Origin of the sequence: Streptomyces typhae, from assembly GCF_009755605.1 — a bacterium.
Lineage (GTDB): Bacteria > Actinomycetota > Actinomycetes > Streptomycetales > Streptomycetaceae > Streptomyces > Streptomyces typhae.
Genome location: NZ_WPNZ01000001.1, coordinates 569,690 through 587,416, shown reverse-complemented (window position 1 = coordinate 587,416; position 17,727 = coordinate 569,690). Strand labels below are relative to the sequence as shown.

The window sequence follows — 17,727 nt, the reverse complement described above, 5'->3', positions numbered from 1 at the left end:
ACGTCAGGACGGTGTCCGACACCTCGTCGGACCCGCGAGCGGCCCCCGTCAGCGTCACAGTGCTGTCTCCGATCACCCCCTCCCTTTCCCTGTACGCGGACGGCTCCTTAATCTGGGCACTGGGAATCTCCAGGAACTTGGCCCTGTCAATACCGACTGCGGGGGAACGTGAATCAGATGCAGGGCCTGCTCCTCGCCGGCCGTTACCGGCTCGGTGAGTCCATCGGCAGCGGCGGCATGGGTCGTGTATGGCGTGCGCATGACGAAGTCCTCCATCGCGTCGTGGCCGTCAAGGAGCTGACGGCGGCCCAGTGGGTGCAGGAGGCCGAACGCGAGGTCCTGCTCACCCGCACGCAGACGGAGGCCCGCGCCCAGGCCCAGATCAACCACTCCGCGGTCGTCACGGTCCACGACGTGGTCGAGTACGACGACCGGCCCTGGATCGTGATGGAGCTCGTTGAGGGGCGCTCGCTCGCGGACGCCGTCCGGGAGCAGGGCCGCATCGAGCCGCGCGAGGCCGCCCGCGTCGGCCTGTGGGTCCTGCGGGCCCTGCGCGCCGCGCACGGCGCCGGGGTCCTGCACCGCGACATCAAACCCGGCAACGTGCTGCTCTCCGAGGACGGCCGGGTGCTCCTCACCGACTTCGGCATCGCCGCGATCGAGGGCGACTCGACCATCACCCGCACCGGGGAAGTGGTCGGCTCCGTCGACTACTTGGCGCCCGAGCGGGTCAGCGGCGCGAATCCGGGGCCCGCCGCCGACCTGTGGGCGCTCGGCGCCACGCTGTACACGGCCGTCGAGGGCAACTCGCCGTTCCGGCGCACCTCGCCGCTCGGCACCATGCAGGCCGTGGTGACCGAGGAGCCCGCGCCCTCCACGTACGCGGACGCGCTCGGGCCCGTCATCTCCGCGCTGCTCCGCAAGGATCCGGACGCGCGGCCTTCGGCGGCCGAGGCGGAGCGGATGCTGGCCGAGGCCGCGGAGGGGCGGTACCCGGGGGCGCCGCAGGGGTACGTGCCCACGCGGGTGCACGAGGAGACCCCGCAGTCGGGCCACACCCCGGCCCCGCACCCGGCCCCGCACCCAGCTCCGCATCCGGCGACGCCGCCGTACTCCCAGCCGACGCAGTCGCCCCAGACACCGCACGCATCCCAAGCACCGCACGCGTCCCAGGCGCCGCATGCATCCCAGACATCGCATACGCCGCACACCCCCGCTCCGCACCTTCAAGCCCCGTACGGCACGGCCCCGACGCACAGCGCGGCGGTCACGCACGGCGCAGGGGCCCCGTACGCCACCACCGCTCCCACGGCCACCGGACCGGGAGCCGGACGCCGTCGCTGGCCCCGGGCGCTCGCCCTGGTCGTCGCGGCGGCGCTGCTCGGGGGTGGCGCGGTGTTCGGCTATCTCCAGTTCGGCGCCGATGACGGCGACCGCAAGGAGGTGAGCCAGGGTCAGGACGACAAGGGCAAGGACGGCAAGGGGGACGACGGCGGCAACGTTGTCGGCGGCGTGCCCAAGGACTGGGTCCGTGTCCGCGACGTGGAGGGCTTCAGCCTCATGCTGCCCAAGGGCTGGGAACGGCGCGTGGACGGCAGCCAGATCGACTTCACGCCCGACGGCGGCCGCCACTTCGTACGCATCGGCGTGGACCGCAGCCCGGACTTCCCCAATGCGTACCAGCACCAGCTCGCCCTGGAGAAGCAGGTGAAGGGGTACGCCGGCTACCGGCGTCTGCACATGAGCTCCAACATGTTCCTCGAACGGCCCGGCGCACTGTGGGAGTTCGCCTGGAACGGGGGTTCCAGTGACACCACGAAGGGACCGCGGCGTGCCGTATCGCAGGCGTACGTCACTCAGGACGACGTCGAATACGTGATCTACATGTCGGGACCGGAGAGCGACTGGGACGAGACCCGGCAGCAGTTCGACGCGGTGCTGCGCAGCTGGCGCGTCTGACACCGGCCGCTCACCGTCGCTTACGGGCCTGAACTGGCCGCTTTCCCGGACGGAGAGGATCCGCGACCTGACCTGTGGGGCATGATGGCCGCATGGGGAGCCTGGGTGACCACACCCGCGTCATCGCCGGCCGGTACCGCTTGGAGGTGCGGATCGGCGGGGGTGGCATGGGCGTCGTGTGGCGCGCGACCGACCAGCTCCTCGGCCGTCGCGTCGCCGTGAAGGAACTCCCCTACAGCGAGACGCTCTCCGAGGAGGAGGCCGCGGAGCAGCGTGAGCGCACGCTGCGCGAGGCGCGTGCGGTCGCGCAGCTCCAGCATCCGCACATCGTCGTGGTGCACGACGTCGTCGTTCATCGGGAACGCCCCTACATCGTCATGGAGTTGATCGAAGGCACCTCGCTGGCTCTGCGGATCGCCAGGTCGGGGCCGCTCGGTCCGCAGGCCGCCGCCCGCGTCGGCCTCGACCTGCTCGGTGCCCTCGGCACCGCGCACGCCGCGGGCGTCCTGCACCGCGACCTCAAGCCCGCCAACGTCCTCCTGGAAGAAGCCACGGGCCGGGTCGTGCTCACGGACTTCGGCATCGCGCAGGTCTCCGGCGCGACGACGCTCACGGAGAGCGGTACGTTCGTCGGTTCGCCGGAGTACACCGCGCCGGAGCGGATGTCCGGCGAGGGCAGCGGTCCGAAGTCCGACCTGTGGTCCCTCGGCGCGCTGCTGGTGGCCGCGGTCAGCGGTGAGTCGCCGTTCCGGCGCGATTCGATCGGCGGGGTGCTGCACGCCGTCGTCCTCGCAGACATACAGCCGCCTCCCGGCGCGGAGCCGATCGCACCCGTCGTCCGCGGCCTCCTCGAACGCGACCCGGTGCGGCGCTTGGACGCGGCGGGCGCGGAGCGGTTGCTGCGGGAGTACGTCGACACCGGGGTCATGCCGCCGCTGCCCGGCGAGGCTGCCGGGGCGGGGCGGAGGTTGCCTGTGCTGCGTGCGGGGCGCTCGGGGCGGCCGGGGCGGCCGGGGCGTGGTGAGCGCGCGGGCCGCGGCGGGCGTTCGGCCCGGACCGGCCTGCCGCGGCTGCCCGGCTTTCCCGGCCGCCATCCGGCGTCCCGGGGCGGGACGCCCGCGAGTGGTGAGTCGCATGGCTACAGCGCCCAACCCGGCGACGGCGCCCCACCCGGCCACGGCACCCAGCCCGGCTACGGCGTCCCGCCGGATCCGGGCGCTTCGCCGGGGCAAGGTGCTCCGTCCGGTCACGGTGCCCCGCCTGGTCGAGGCGTCGAGCCCGGTTACGGCGTCCTGCCGGGGCAAGGTGCCTCGCCGGATCCGGGCGCCTCGCATGGGCAAGGTGCCTCGCCGGGGCAAGGCGTCCCGCCAGGTCAAGGTGTAGAGCCCGGCTACGGTGTTCAACCGGGCTATGGCGCCTCGTCGGGCCAAGGCGGCTCGTCCGGTCACGGCGTTCAGCCGGGCTACGGCGCTTCGCCCGAGCAAGGCGCTTCGTCTGGCCCAGCTATCTCGTCTGGCGAAGGCGTCCCGCCCGCCCAAGGCATCTCATCCGGCCAAGGCGTCCCGCCAGACCAAGGGGCTTCGCCGGGCCGAGGCGTCCCGCCAGGTCAAGGTGTCGAGCCCGGCTATGGTGTCCAGCCGGGCTATGGCGCCTCGCCTGAGCAAGGCGCTTCGTCTGGCCCAGCTATCTCGTCTGGCCAAGGCGTCCCGCCCGCCCAAGGCATCCCGTCCGGCCAAGGCGTCCCGCCAGACCAAGGGGCTTCGCCGGGCCGAGGCGTCCCGCCAGGTCAAGGTGTCGAGCCCGGCTACGGCGTCCAGCCGGGCTACGGCGCCTCGCCCGAGCAAGGCGTCCCGTCTGGCCCAGATATCTCGTCTGACCACGACGTCCCGCCTGGCCAAGGTGCTCAGTCGGGCTACGGCACCGCGCCTGGCCCAGGCGCCCCGCCGGGCCAAGGCATCCCGCCTGCCCAGGGCGCCCCGCCAGGTCAAGGCATCCCGCCTGCCCAGGGCGCCCCGCCAGCCCAAACCGCCCCACCGGCAAGTGAGCCCCAGCCCGAGGGCGCCGCCCCGCCGCCCCGGCACGGGCCCGGGCACGGGTACGGGCCCGGGCCCGAGCAGAACGGCACCCCCGTCGCGCCCCGCCCGCGCGCCCCGCGCGCCCCGCGCGCCCCATTCCCCGTACCCCCGTTACGACGCCCCCAGGGCCGCACCATGCTCATCGCCGCCGCCCTGGTCGCCGCCGTCGCGGTCGGTGCCGTGTCGGCTGCGGCGCTGCTGCTCGGGCGGGACGGTGACGGGGACGGGGTGCGGACCGTGCCGCCGAGTTCGGTGTCCCCGGACGGGTCCGACGACTCGGTGTCGCGGCCGACGGCGACCTCGACGGTCACCAGGACCCCGGACACCGGCCGCCCCTCCACCCCCGAGGCCCCGAAGAACTACCGCATAGCCAAGGACACGCGCGGCTTCGCCCTCGCCGTGCCCAAGGGGTACGTCAGGGAGACCGACGGTCCGCGTACGTACTACAGCTCACCGGGCGGTGTCGTCCGCATCGGCATCGACGAGGGCGCGTCCGAGCCGGGCGGCCCCCTCGCCGCGCAGCGGCGCTCCGACGCCGCGGGCCCCCGCGACCTGCGCGGCTACCGCGACGGCGAGGTCACGGAGACCACCCGCAACGGCAGGCCCGCCGCCCTGTGGCAGTACACGTGGGACGGCTCCGGCGCAGACGGAGGCGCCCGGCACACCTTCGACCTGTGCTGGGAGGAGAACGGCCGGATGTATCACGTCTGGGTGTCCGCACCGGTGGACCGGACGCGCGAGGCACGCCGGTACTTCGACACGGCGGTGGACACCTTCGTACGCCGCTGACGTGTGGGCTCTGCCCGAACGCCACCTTGTGCCGCCGTACGTCGCCGAAGTTCCCGGATCGTGCATCGTCCCGGTCACAACCAAGGGCCCTGGCTGGAACCCGAGGTGTCCCGCACGGTAGGCATGGGGCCATGAGCAACGACGGGGGAGCCACCTACGGCCCGAACGAGACCACCAGCTACGCGCTGCAACCGCCGCAGCCCCCACCCCAGGCGGGGCAGCCGGGGCAGCCGGTGCAGCCGGTGCGGGCCACCCAGGACGCGCGGGCCGAGCCCGGTTCCGGCCGGCTCGTCGGCGGGCGCTACCGCCTGCTGTCGAAGCTGGGCCACGGCGGCATGGGCACGGTGTGGCGGGCCAAGGACGAGACGGTGGACCGCGAGGTCGCCGTCAAGGAGCCGCGCGTACCGGACCATCTGCCGGAGCGTGAGCGGGCCAACGCCTTCGAGCGGATGCGCCGCGAGGCGCGGGCGGCGGCCCGGCTCGACCACCCGGCGGTGGTCAACGTGCACGACGTCGTCGTCGAGGACGGCCGCCCGTGGATCGTGATGGAGTTCGTGCAGGGCCGTTCGCTCGGCGCGGCACTGCGGGACGAGGGCACGCTCGGCGCGCGGGACGCCGCCCGGGTCGGCCTCGAAGTGCTCGGCGCCCTGGAGGCCGCGCACGCCGCGGGCGTCCTGCACCGCGACGTGAAGCCGGACAACGTACTGCTCGGCAGGCACGACCGGGTCGTGCTCACCGACTTCGGCATCGCCCAGATCGAGGGCGAGACCAATCTGACCGACACCGGCGGGTTCGTCGGCTCGCCCGAGTTCATCGCCCCGGAGCGGGTGCTCGGCCAGCGCCCCGGCCCCGCGTCCGACCTGTGGTCGCTGGGTGTCGTGCTGTACGCGGCGACCGAGGGCGTCTCCCCGTTCCGCCGCAACAACACCCCCGCGACGCTCCAGTCCGTCCTGAACGCGACGCCCGCCGCACCGGCGTCCGCGCAGGGCCCGCTGGCCGACGCCATCAACGGCCTGCTGCACAAGGATCCCGCCCACCGCCCGAACGCGGCCCGGGTGCGCGCGCTCCTGGAGGACGCCGTCAAGCCGCCGGTGCCGCCGCAGCCCCCGGCCACGCAGCTCGTGACCGGGTTCTCCGGAGCAGGGGGACCGGGCGGCGCGGCGCCGGACCGCGGCAAGGGCGTGTTCCTGAGCCGCAAGGCGCTCGCCGTGACCGGTGCCGCCGTGGTGGTGGCGGTGGCCGCGGGCGTGGTCCTCGCCATGGACCCGTTCGGCGGTGCGTCGGCCACGGACGGCTGGAAGCAGCACGAGGAGAAGGCACTCGGGGCCACGGTGTCCGTGCCCGAGGGCTACCGCAGGACGACCAACGACGCCACGCCCAAGGAGCACTGGGTCACCTACACGGACACCAGCGGCAGCCTCTTCGTCTCGCTCCAGCTCAACAAGAAGTCCGAGGACGACCTGAACTACATCGCGGGCACGTCGATGGCCGAGGCGTACGAGGACATGAAGGACCTGGACGGCGGCAGTTCGGTGCTCGGTTCGCTGAGCCCGGACCAGGTGGGGGCCGGCAAGAGGACGACACAGGGCGAGTACAAGGGCAGACAGTCCGCGGAGAACCTCATCCCGTACACCAACAAGGAGTCCGAGACCGTCTATCCGCGCGAGGCCAAGGTCTTCTACTACAAGACCGAGGCGGGCGACATGTACAAGCTGTGGATCGACTACCCGGCCAGGAGCGACTTCACCGAGCGCGGGCGCGAGGTCGCGAAGACGGCGATCGACAACTTGGAGATCGCCGAGCCGTGAGCCCCGAACAGCTCGCCACGGTCCCGGGAACCCCCTGATCAGCACCTTTGTCGCCAGCAGGCACTGGCAACGTACGAACGGAGGCGCGGCGCCGTGTGCGGGCGAGGTGAAACCTCGTTACCCACGGGTACCCAAAGTGTCCGCCCAGGCATACGCTCACCGTCATGACGGACTCGCAGGCCCCCGCAACGCCCCTCGGCACCAACCCGGTCGCCCCGGCACCCAGCGGCGCACGCACCGCAGCCGACGTGGTCACGCCGGAGCTGGTCGCCCAGCTCACCCGTGAGGTGATCGGCTCGGGCAGGACCGCCAACCACACGCCGTTCACCGGCGAGAAGCTGGCCGAACTGCCCGAGGCCACCCCGCAGGACGTGGTGACCGCGTTCGAACGGGCCAGGGTCGCGCAGGTCGCGTGGGCGCGCACGCCGGTGCGGCAGCGCGCCGCCGTGCTCCTCCGCTTCCACGACCTGGTCCTCCAGCGGCAGGCCGAGATCCTCGACCTCATCCAGCTGGAGACCGGCAAGGCGCGGCTGCACGCGCACGAGGAGGTCCAGGCCGTCACCGTCGCGGCCCGGCACTACGGCCGCCGCGCCGCCGCCTATCTGAACCCCAAGCGGCACACCGGCGTCGTACCGACCCTCACCAAGGTCACCGAACTGCGCCAGCCGCGCGGCGTCGTCGGCCAGATAGCGCCGTGGAACTACCCCCTCGAACTGTCCGTCGGCGACGCCCTGCCCGCGCTCGTCGCGGGCAACGCGCTGGTGATGAAGCCCGACACCGAGACCGCTCTGACCGCCCTGTGGGCCAGGGACCTGATCATCGAGGCGGGGCTTCCCGCCGAGGTGTTCCAGGTGGTGCTCGGTGAGGGGCCCGTCATCGGCCCCGAGATCGTCAAGCACGCCGACTACGTCTCCTTCACCGGCTCCACACGCACCGGCCGTGAGGTCGCGACGGGCGCCGCGGCCCGCCTGGTCGGCGTCTCGCTGGAACTCGGCGGCAAGAACGCCATGCTGGTCCTGCACGACGCCGACGTGGAGAAGGCCGCCGCGGGCGCCGTGCGGGCCTGTTTCTCCTCCGCCGGGCAGCTCTGCATCTCCATCGAGCGCCTCTACGTGCACGAGGCCGTCGCGGACGCCTTCGTCGAGCGCTTCGCCCAGAAGACGAAGGCGATGCGGCTCGGCCGGTCCCTGGCCTACGGCGCCGAGATGGGGTCACTCGTCGGCGAGCGGCAGCTCGACGCCACCCGGCGCCACGTCGACGAGGCCGTCGCCAAGGGCGCCACCCTCGTCGCGGGCGGCGTCGCGCGTCCCGACATCGGCCCCTACTTCTACGAGCCGACCATCCTTGACGGCGTCGAGGCGCCGATGGCGGTGTGCACCGAGGAGACCTTCGGACCGGTCGTCGCGATCTACCGCTTCACCGACGAGCACGAGGCCGTCGAACTCGCCAACTCCACCCCCTACGGACTCAACTCCTCCGTCTGGACCAAGGACGGCAGGCGCGGCCGCGCCCTCGCCGCCCGGCTGCGCACCGGCACCGTCAACATCAACGAGGGCTACGCCCCCGCCTACGGCAGCGTGCAGTCACCGATGGGCGGCATGAAGGACTCCGGCCTCGGCCGCCGGCACGGCGCCGAGGGCATCCTCAAGTACACCGAGGCGCAGACGGTGGCCCACCAGCGGATCCTCCCCCTGGCGCCGTCCTTCGGCATGGACGACGAGAAGTACGCGGCGTTCATGACCACCAGCCTGAAGGTCATGAAGGCGCTGCGCTTGCGCTGAGCCAGGCCTGCTCAGCGGACCCGTTCCCGACAGGAGAGTCGATGTCACAGGAGAGCTCTGCCCACAACCCGGGCGACGACGGCCGTGCCGACGAAGGGTACGACTACGACGTCCTCGTCATCGGATCCGGCTTCGGCGGCTCCGTGTCCGCGCTGCGGCTCACGGAGAAGGGCTACCGCGTCGGCGTCCTGGAGGCGGGCCGCCGCTTCACGCGCGCGGAACTGCCCAAGAACTCGTGGGACATCAAGAACTACCTGTGGGCCCCGGCGCTCGGCCTCTACGGCATTCAGCGCATCCATCTGCTCGGCAACGTGATGGTCCTGGCGGGAGCGGGCGTGGGCGGCGGATCGCTGAACTACGCGAACACGCTCTACGTACCGCCTGCGGCGTTCTTCAACGATCCGCAGTGGAAGGACATCACCGACTGGCAGGACGAGCTGCGGCCGTACTACGAGCAGGCCAAGCGCATGCTCGGTGTGCGTCTCAACCCCACGACCACCCCCTCCGACATTCATCTGCAGGCTGCCGCACGGGCCATGGGAGTGGGCGACAGCTTCCACATGGCGCCGGTCGGCGTCTTCTTCGGTGACGGGCGGGACGCCACCGATCCCGGCGATGGACGGGACGCCACCGACGAGCTGTCCGACGTGTCGTCGGCCGGGACCTCGGGCGAAGGTGCCGTGACCGCCGACAACAAGTCAACGGCCGACCCCGGCAGGGAAGTTCCCGACCCGTACTTCGGCGGTGCGGGACCCACGCGCCGCGCCTGCAACGAGTGCGGCGAGTGCATGACGGGCTGCCGTCACGGCGCGAAGAACACCCTCACCGAGAACTACCTCCACCTCGCGGAGAAGGCCGGAGCCGTCATCCACCCGATGACGTCCGTCGTGGCCCTCACGGAGGACTCACGCGGCGGCTACGCCGTGGGGACGCTGCCCACCGACGACAAGCGCAAGGGCAGGGGCCGCACCTTCCGCGCCCGCCGCGTCGTCGTCGCCGCGGGCACCTACGGCACCCAGACCCTCCTGCACCGCATGAAGGACAACCATCTGCTGCCCCGCATCTCCCCGCGCCTCGGCGAGCTGACCCGTACCAACTCCGAGGCCCTGGTGGGTGCCCAGACCACGGACCGCCGCTACCGCAAGCGCCACGGCGGCGCCCTCCTCGCCCCGGGCGGCAAGGTCGACTTCACCAGGGGCGTGGCCATCACCTCGTCCATCCACCCGAACGCCACGACCCACATCGAACCCGTCCGCTACGGCAAGAAGTCCAACGCGATGGGCGGCATGACGCTGCTCCAGGTCCCGTACACCCTCAAGGGCGGCAGGGACCGCGTCGCGGGCTGGCTCGCGAACTCCGTACGCCACCCGGTCCTGACGGCCCGCTCGCTGTCCAACCGGCGCTGGTCGGAGCGCACGATCATCGGCCTGGTCATGCAGACCCTGGACAACTCGCTCACCACGTACCGCAAGGAGAAAGGCATCGGCAAGGGCCTGCTCACCGCCCGGCAGGGCCACGGAGCGCCCAACCCCGGCCAGATCCCCGAGGCCACCCGCGCCGCGAGCCTCATCGCCGAGGAGATCAACGGCTTCCCCGGTTCCAACGTGGGCGAGCTGATGGGCACGCCGCTCACCGCGCACTTCCTCGGCGGCTGCCCGATCGGCGACAGCGCCGCCACCGGCGTCATCGATCCCTACCACCGTTTGTACGGCCACCCGGGCATCTCCGTCGTCGACGGCGCTGCGGTCTCGGCGAACCTGGGCGTGAACCCTTCGCTGACGATCACTGCGCAGGCGGAGCGCGCCATGTCGTTCTGGCCCAACAAGGGCGCCGAGGACCCGCGTCCGGCGCAGGGCGCCGCGTACAAGCGGATCGCGCCCGTCGAGCCCGTGCGCCCGGCCGTTCCCGACCACGCCTTCGGCGCGCTGCGGCTGCCGTTCCTCGGGGTGCCTGCGGTGCCGCCGAAGAAGTAGCGCACTCGGCCCGCGGGGCGCGGGCGGTACGCGAAGGGACCTGCACCCCCCTCCGAGTGCAGGTCCCTCGCGTTCTCGGCGGGTACGGCGCCTTGAGGCGCGTACGCCGCCGGTGGACGTCGCCGCTTACGCGGTGCCGTCCGAGTGGGCGCGACGGCGCACGGCAAACACCGCGCCCGCGCCCGCGACGACGGCGATGCCGCCGACGATGCCGATGGTCGGCAGCATGGAGTTCGAACCGGTCTGGGCGAGGCTGCCGGTGGGCGCGCTGTCCTGCACGGTCGTCTTCTTCACCGTCTTGACTGTCTTGACCGTCTTGACGGGCTTGGTGACGATGCCCTGCGGCCGCATGTGCGGGGGCTCGGTGACGTCCGGGTCGGGCTTGGCCTCGCCCGGGTCCTCATTGTGGCTGCCGGCCTTCAGGACGGTGAACTCGTACATCGTGAACGCGTTGTGGCGGCAGTTCAGCTCGGAGTCCACGTAACCGCCGAGGCCGAGCGCGTAGCCGTCGCCCGCGGGAGCCTTGGCGCTGATGTCCAGACGCAGCCGGATCTCCACCTGCTCCTTGGCGGCGAGCTTCGTCCTGCCGAAGGCGACACCGCTCTCGACCTCGTCGGCGATCGACTTCCAGCCCTTGGCCTCGGGGTCGTAGAACTGGATGCGCGCGTAGGTGCTCAGCCAGTCCTTCTCGTTCTCGCTGTCCGAGAAGTTGTCGGTGGCGGCGAGCCACTCGACCTCGCCGAGTTCCTCGTCGCTCGGGTTGGCGGCGGTCAGCTCGAACTCGTGCCAGCCGCTGCCCGCGGTGATCTTGCCGGGCAGGCCGGTCAGCGCCAGCTCCAGCTTGCTCTCCGCGTCCTCGCCGGTGTCCGGGTCGGACGGGCACTCGGTGGGCTCCGCCGTGGGCTTGCCGTTCTCGCCGGGCTCGGTGCCCTTGTCGCCGGGCTTCGTGTCGTCGCCCGGCTTCGTCTCGTCCTTCGGCTCGGTGTCGTCCTTGGGCTCGCCGCCGCCGGGCTTGGTGTCGTCACCGGGCTTGGCGTCACCCGGCTTGCCGCCGTCGCCGGGCCTGGTGTCGTCACCCGGCTTACCGCCGTCCCCGGGCTTCGTGCCGTCGCCCGGCTCGGTGTCGTCCCCGGGCGCCGGGGGCTGGTCGCCGGAACCGGGGGCGCCGGGCTTCGTCGTGTCTCCCGGAGCGGGCGTGACGGCCGGAGGCGTCTCGCCGGAACTCACGGACGGCGCGTCGTTCGCGTCCCCAGTTGCGAACGCGGCCGGGGCCGAGAGCAGTGCGAGCGGCGCGATCGCGGCCGTCGCGGCAGCGGTGGCCAGAACACGGCGAAGCTTCATGAAGACCTCAGGGAGTCCGGCGCACCGCGCGCCGCGCGGTACGGAGGTGGAGGCCTCCGCGGCGGGCGCGGAAGTGGCCGTTGATACGCATGCATGACCTGCGTCGTCAGGAAATGGTTGCGCTTGGACTCACGTAATTTTTATGTGGCTTGAGTCACATGTCCGATGCTCGGGGAGGTGGTTGGCTTGTGCGTCCGCCGTGGGGTGTCGTAGAACTTCCCCCGTTTGCAGGCGAGATGGGGCTCGTGCGAGCGGGATGCGGGCAGGGGGTCTCGCCGCGCCGGGATTGGATTCGAAAAAGGGGGCACAGTGTCCGTGCAGTCGCCGCGTGAGCCCGACGACGAGGCGTCCATACCCGACGAGGTGTGGCGCAGGTTCGAGCAGGACAGCGAGCGCGACATCAGGGCGTCGGCGCCCAAGGAGCCGTCCGCGCGGGCGCGCATGGTCGCGGAGCGGCTGCGGCGCCTGGACCAGGAGGCGGCGCGGCAGCAGGCGCAGGGGGTCGTGGGCCGCAAGCGGCGCAAGCGCAAGGAGGAGTCCGCGCAGCCCTGGCGCCCCGACGAGTGGCGCGCGGCACCCACGGGTTCCGTGCGCGGTGGCGGATCCGGGCGGTGGCGCCAGGTGCGCAGCGTGGTGATCGTGGCCGGCTGCATGGTCGTCGCGATCGCGCTGCTGAGCCCGTACCGGTTCTGGACCTGGGGCTGAGGGGTCGCGTCCACGCGCGCGGACGACGGCTCGGGCCCCAGGGAGTACGTCCCGGGAAACGGGCTCGGGGGCAGGTGTCCCAGGGCACGCGCTTCGTACGGAACCGCTGACGGCGATCTTCAGTCGTAGAAACCGTAGAAGTCGTAGAAGTCGCAGAAGGGGTGCGGGTGACTCCGCATGGCCGTACGCGGCGTGGGCGTGCCGGGTTGCTTGTGGTCGGTGCGGCGGCGCGAAGGCAAGTGAGCGGCGCGAAGAAAAGTGAGTGGGGGAACGTGAAGACAGCTGTGTCGCGCGTGGTGGTGTCCGTCTCGGCCGTGGCCGCGCTGGGCCTGACGGCCGCGTGCGGTGGTGGCGACGGCCGTCACAGCGACGGGGGATCGACGTCGCAGGCGAAGCCGAAGCCGGCGGCGAAGGGCCCTCACGGCGCTGAGGCCGGTGCCGAGTCTCCGACGGGCGGGAAGTTGAGGGCGTCCCTCGTGGCCGAGGGCGACCTCAAGGGGTACTCCGTCGGGCACAGGGAGCGGTCGGAGCCGGCGGCCGCGTCGGACGGTGCCCCCGCGAGCCCGGCTGTCTGCCGTCCACTTTCGGACATGCCTGCGGCGGTCACCCCGCCCAGGGCCGTGGCGCACGCGGGGAGCACGGTGGCGCCGAGGAGTCCGCGCGCCGAGGGCGGGGCGACGGACGTCGAGCTGTTCGCGTACGACAGCGCGGACGACGCGCGTGCCGCGCTGCGGGACCTGCGGTCGGCGGCGAGGACGAAGAAGTGCGCGGCGTTCCGCGCGGGCGGCATGCGGTACACCGGGGTCGCGCCCCGCCCCGCCCCGGACAAGGGCGACGAGGCGGTGGCGTACAAGTTCGGCAGCCGCGAGGAGTCGTACGTGCGACGGCACTCCATGGTCGTGGTCCGCGACGGCTCGACGCTTCTCTCCTTCGCCGCGAACAACTTCTACGACCCGCAGGCGGTGGCCGACGGCGACGAGTCCCGCGAGGCGGGAGGCGGGGATGCCCCTGGCTCGGCCAGGGCGGACGAGGAGCCGGTGGTGCCGATGGCGGTGGTGGACGCACAGCTGAGGAAGCTGGGCTAGAGGCAGCTGGTCCGGCCCCGCCGGTTTTTGAAGAGCAGGGGTCTGGGTCCCGGTCGGATACGGCCTGGGGAGCCCGCGGCCGCCCCGCCCACAGTCCCTAGGGGTCCTTAGGGGTCTTTAGGGATTCGTAGGGGTTCCTAGGGGTTCCTAGGGGTTCGTAAAGGAGCGAAGGGCCCCGCGGGACGGATCCGCGGGGCCCTTGGCTGTCAGCACCGACGTCAGGGCAGCGTCGGTGCCTCAGGGCGGCGCCGGGGGGAGTGCGCCGCTGGCTGCACAAGCCGGTGGCCTACCCGGCGCGCCGGGGGAGCACGACTGGTTTAGACCAATGGTAATGGAGTTGTGAAGAACGGGGCCTCGAACCCCTCTCCTCTACGCATCGTGGAGGATGGCCCGTTCTCCGCGCAACCGTTTCGACGACATCTCGACGCGAGGGGCTGAGAATGGCCGGGGGCTGCGAAGACGGCGGGCTACGGGACAGCGGTGAGAACGGATGGACGGGCGGTGGGGAAGCGAGGAGTCCGGGGGATTCCGGGAGAAGCCCGGGGGAAGTCCGGGGGGTTGCGGGGGATTCCGGATGGACCCGCGGGGATCTGGGAGCAAAGGTCGGGGCGATGGCGGAGGTGATGGGCGGGACTGGGCCGACCGGCCCCGGGCGTCCCCGGAGCCGACCGTTCCCTGGGTGACCGGGCTGCTGTCCCCTGCCGTCCGGTCACTTCTCTGGGACGAGGTCCCACGGCGTGCACATGATGCGAACGCCTCATCGCCCCAGCGGAGCCACGCGTGGTTTTTGCGGCCCGCCCCTGGCTGGCACGGACACCGGGACCAACGAAGACCGTCGGGAACCGGTCACGCGCCGTACGGGTGAGACCGGATCCGAACTCAGTTCCGTGGCGCAGCGGTTCCGTGTGCGCCGACGCCTCCGTGGTTCCCGGGCCTCCCGCCGGGATCGGCTGGGCGCTCAGACACGCCCCCGGCACAGTCAGACACGCCCCCGGCACAGTCAGACACGCCCCCGGCACAGTTCGAGGAGCGTCATGGCGAGCTGCGTGCCGGGCTTGCCGAGGGCGTCCCGGTAGTGGCTGAGGACCTCCATCTCGCGGGCGAGGTGCACGCGCCGCCCGCCCGAGCCGATGCGGGCCTCCTGGACGACGGCCGATACGGCCATGCGTTCCTGGACGAGCCCGATGATCCGGTCGTCGAGCGCGTCGATGCGCTCGCGGGCACCCCCGATCACTTCGGCGGCCTCGGGGCTGCGGGCACCGGAGTCGACCGGCGCGGTGGCGGCACCGGGACTGGCGCCGGTAGCGGGAGTGGCGGTTTTGATGGTGCCCGTGCCGGTGGCGTTGGCGTTGGTGCTGGCGGCGGCGGTGCTGCCGGTGGCTGTCGCGGTGCTGCTGGCATTCATGTGGCGGGGCTCCTCGATCGGTTCGCGGGGCCCCGGAGCGGCGACTGTGCCCGGAAACGACAGGACGCCCCGGGCCTTGTCGGCCCGGGGCGCCTGGGAAGTCGCTTGTCGTTACGTCAAGCAGCTCGACCATGGCAGCCGGCGGGCCGGGTGCCATAGGTAAAGACGGAGGTCGAGTGCGTACGCATGGCGGGGAGTGTACTCCAGGGGCCGCCTCCCGGGGGTCGGGAGCCCGACGGCACGGTCCGTGAGCCCGCCTGCAAGGGCCGTGAGCCCGCCCGCAGGGTCCGGAAGCCCGCCCGCAAGGGCTGGAAGCTTTTCCGTAGGCTCCGTGAGCCAGCCCGCAAGGCCCGCGACCCCACCCGCACCGGCCCCCGGGAGCGCTGCGGGCACCCTCCGCCCGGCGCCTGGGAGCGCTGCGGGCACCCTCCGCCCGGCGCCTGGGAGCGCTGCGGGCACCCCCCGCCCGGCCCCCGTTAGAATCGGAACCACATACCCCTTGCTCACCGCCGGAAGGCAAACCGTGCCAGTAGCGCCGCCCGCCGCCCCCGACACCGTCCTGGTCGTCGACTTCGGAGCGCAGTACGCCCAGCTCATCGCCCGTCGCGTCCGTGAGGCCCGGGTCTACAGCGAGATCGTGCCGAGCACCATGCCGGTTGCCGAGATGCTCGCCAAGAACCCCGCGGCGATCGTCCTCTCCGGCGGCCCCTCCTCGGTGTACGCCGAGCACGCCCCGACGGTGGACCGCGCCCTCTTCGAGGCAGGCGTCCCCGTCTTCGGCATGTGCTACGGCTTCCAGCTGATGGCGACGACCCTCGGCGGCACGGTCGACAACACCGGCGCCCGTGAGTACGGCCGTACGCCGCTGCACGTGTCCAAGTCCGGCTCCACCCTCTTCGAGGGCACCCCCGACGAGCAGTCCGTGTGGATGTCCCACGGCGACGCGTGCAGCGCCGCCCCCGAGGGCTTCACCGTCACGGCCTCCACGGACGTCGTCCCGGTCGCCGCCTTCGAGAACGACGAGAAGAAGCTCTACGGCGTCCAGTACCACCCCGAGGTCATGCACTCCACGCACGGCCAGCAGGTCCTGGAGCACTTCCTCTACCGCGGCGCGGGCCTCACCCCTGACTGGACGACGGGCAACGTGATCGACGAACAGGTCGCCGCCATCCGTGACCAGGTCGGCACCAAGCGTGCCATCTGCGGCCTGTCCGGCGGCGTGGACTCCGCGGTCGCCGCCGCCCTCGTACAGAAGGCCATCGGCTCGCAGCTGACCTGCGTGTACGTCGACCACGGCCTGATGCGCAAGGGCGAGACCGAGCAGGTCGAGAAGGACTTCGTGGCCGCCACCGGCGTGCAGCTGAAGGTCGTCGACGCCCAGGAGCGGTTCCTCGCCGCGCTCGCCGGGGTGTCCGACCCCGAGGAGAAGCGGAAGATCATCGGCCGCGAGTTCATCCGCGTCTTCGAGCAGGCCCAGGCCGAGATCGTCGCCGAGGCCCCGGGCGACCAGCCGGTGGAGTTCCTGGTCCAGGGCACCCTGTACCCGGACGTGGTCGAGTCCGGTGGCGGCACCGGCACCGCCAACATCAAGTCCCACCACAACGTGGGCGGCCTCCCCGAGGACCTCGAGTTCCAGCTCATCGAGCCGCTGCGCAAGCTCTTCAAGGACGAGGTGCGCATGGTCGGCCAGGAGCTCGGCCTGCCCGACGAGATCGTCCAGCGCCAGCCCTTCCCGGGCCCCGGCCTCGGCATCCGCATCGTCGGCGAGGTCACCAAGGACCGCCTCGACCTGCTCCGCGAAGCCGACGCCATCGCCCGCGAGGAACTGACCGCGGCCGGCCTCGACCGCGACATCTGGCAGTGCCCCGTCGTCCTGCTCGCCGACGTCCGCTCCGTCGGCGTCCAGGGCGACGGCCGCACCTACGGCCACCCGATCGTGCTGCGCCCCGTCTCCTCCGAGGACGCCATGACGGCCGACTGGTCCCGCCTGCCGTACGACGTCCTGGCCCGCATCTCCACCCGCATCACCAACGAGGTCGCCGACGTCAACCGCGTCGTCCTCGACGTCACGAGCAAGCCGCCGGGCACCATCGAGTGGGAGTAGTCCCCACGGCCGGGGCCTGCTCCTCGGCCTGAACGCCGGTGCCGCCGGCCCCGATGCGGGCGGCGGCACCGGCGTTCTCACGTCCGCCTGGTCTTCTTCAGCGGCCGCCCCGGTCGCCAGAGCTGCACCGCCAGATACTTCTCCTCCTCGATGTACGTCCGCACGACCTCCGTCAGCTCCGTGCGGAACAGGTGGAACGCCTCCGGCTCCGGCGGCCGCACCTCGTCCGTGTACGACGCGACCGTCTCCCGGTCCCGCACCTCCACCGCCCGCCCCGCGATCCGCACGTCGCCGCCCGCCATGCCCGTGCCCGCCCCCGGATTCGCCTGCAACGCGAACCGGCCGTCGCGGCGCAGATCCAGTGCCTTCAGCGAACCCGGCATCATCCCGAGCCACAGCTCCCCGTTCAGGAACCGCACTTCCAGGCCCGTCGTACGCGGCGACCCGTCCTTGCGCAGCGTCGCCAGGACATGGTGCGTGAACTGTCCGAACCGGTCCTCCACGGTCCGCGCCAGCTCCGGTTCCGCGGCCGAGAAAGCCGCCCAGTTGTTCGTCATACGGCAACCGTGACAGCGAAACCAGACACCCACTGGCCCCATTTCCGCACCGTCCCCGCCGCGGCACCCGCCCCGCACCCGTCCCGCCCCGGTTCCTGGCTCCTGTCCCGCGAGGTCCCCTTACTCCTGTCCCGGGCGACCCCTT

The 17,727-nt window shown here is 72.1% G+C and carries 11 protein-coding genes and 1 pseudogene; 9 read left to right on the top strand and 3 right to left on the bottom strand.

Annotated elements, in window-relative coordinates; all coding sequences use genetic code 11:
* Positions 1 to 177: 177 nt before the first annotated feature.
* The 6 genes and pseudogenes from GPA10_RS02490 (at position 178) to GPA10_RS02470 (ending at position 10,385) form a co-directional block, all read left to right on the top strand.
* Positions 178 to 1,959, top strand: coding sequence for a serine/threonine-protein kinase (locus GPA10_RS02490; protein WP_157164208.1), 1,782 nt, complete (start codon positions 178 to 180; stop codon positions 1,957 to 1,959).
* 92 nt (positions 1,960 to 2,051) lie between these two features.
* A pseudogene (locus tag GPA10_RS02485) lies at positions 2,052 to 3,209 on the top strand (serine/threonine-protein kinase); the annotation flags it as partial.
* A 960-nt stretch (positions 3,210 to 4,169) separates the two neighbouring features.
* Positions 4,170 to 4,823, top strand: a complete 654-nt coding sequence (locus GPA10_RS41585; protein WP_198351501.1) for a hypothetical protein — start codon at positions 4,170 to 4,172, stop codon at positions 4,821 to 4,823.
* Between the two features lie 131 nt (positions 4,824 to 4,954).
* Positions 4,955 to 6,631, top strand: a complete 1,677-nt coding sequence (locus GPA10_RS02480) for a serine/threonine-protein kinase (RefSeq protein ID WP_157163992.1) — start codon at positions 4,955 to 4,957, stop codon at positions 6,629 to 6,631.
* Between the two features lie 164 nt (positions 6,632 to 6,795).
* Positions 6,796 to 8,412 (top strand): succinic semialdehyde dehydrogenase, encoded by a 1,617-nt coding sequence (locus GPA10_RS02475; protein WP_058848161.1) that lies wholly within the window; start codon positions 6,796 to 6,798, stop codon positions 8,410 to 8,412.
* A 41-nt stretch (positions 8,413 to 8,453) separates the two neighbouring features.
* A complete protein-coding gene (locus tag GPA10_RS02470; protein ID WP_157163991.1) occupies positions 8,454 to 10,385 on the top strand; it encodes a GMC family oxidoreductase in 1,932 nt (643 codons plus the stop codon).
* 126 nt (positions 10,386 to 10,511) lie between these two features.
* On the opposite strand, the gene GPA10_RS02465 is transcribed toward GPA10_RS02470, so the two are convergent.
* Entirely contained in the window at positions 10,512 to 11,726 is a 1,215-nt protein-coding gene (locus GPA10_RS02465) for an LPXTG cell wall anchor domain-containing protein (protein WP_246258754.1), read from the bottom strand.
* 315 nt (positions 11,727 to 12,041) lie between these two features.
* On the opposite strand from GPA10_RS02465, the gene GPA10_RS02460 reads away from it, so the two are divergent.
* Both GPA10_RS02460 and GPA10_RS02455 read left to right on the top strand, forming a co-directional pair.
* Entirely contained in the window at positions 12,042 to 12,431 is a 390-nt protein-coding gene (locus tag GPA10_RS02460) for a hypothetical protein (RefSeq protein ID WP_107450250.1), read from the top strand.
* 590 nt (positions 12,432 to 13,021) lie between these two features.
* Entirely contained in the window at positions 13,022 to 13,516 is a 495-nt protein-coding gene (locus GPA10_RS02455) for a hypothetical protein (RefSeq protein ID WP_157163990.1), read from the top strand.
* Positions 13,517 to 14,516: 1,000 nt separating this feature from the next.
* Here the strand turns inward: GPA10_RS02455 and GPA10_RS02450 are convergent.
* Positions 14,517 to 14,840: a chorismate mutase gene (locus GPA10_RS02450; protein WP_425505661.1), complete on the bottom strand. Its 324-nt coding sequence runs from the start codon at positions 14,838 to 14,840 to the stop codon at positions 14,517 to 14,519.
* Between the two features lie 604 nt (positions 14,841 to 15,444).
* Here GPA10_RS02450 and guaA point away from each other — a divergent pair.
* Positions 15,445 to 17,025, top strand: coding sequence for a glutamine-hydrolyzing GMP synthase (gene guaA / locus GPA10_RS02445; protein ID WP_343040214.1), 1,581 nt, complete (start codon positions 15,445 to 15,447; stop codon positions 17,023 to 17,025).
* A gap of 77 nt (positions 17,026 to 17,102) precedes the next feature.
* Here guaA and GPA10_RS02440 read toward each other — a convergent pair whose 3' ends face one another.
* On the bottom strand, positions 17,103 to 17,582 hold the full coding sequence (locus GPA10_RS02440; RefSeq protein ID WP_157163987.1) for a pyridoxamine 5'-phosphate oxidase family protein: 480 nt from the start codon (positions 17,580 to 17,582) through the stop codon (positions 17,103 to 17,105).
* Positions 17,583 to 17,727: the final 145 nt, after the last annotated feature.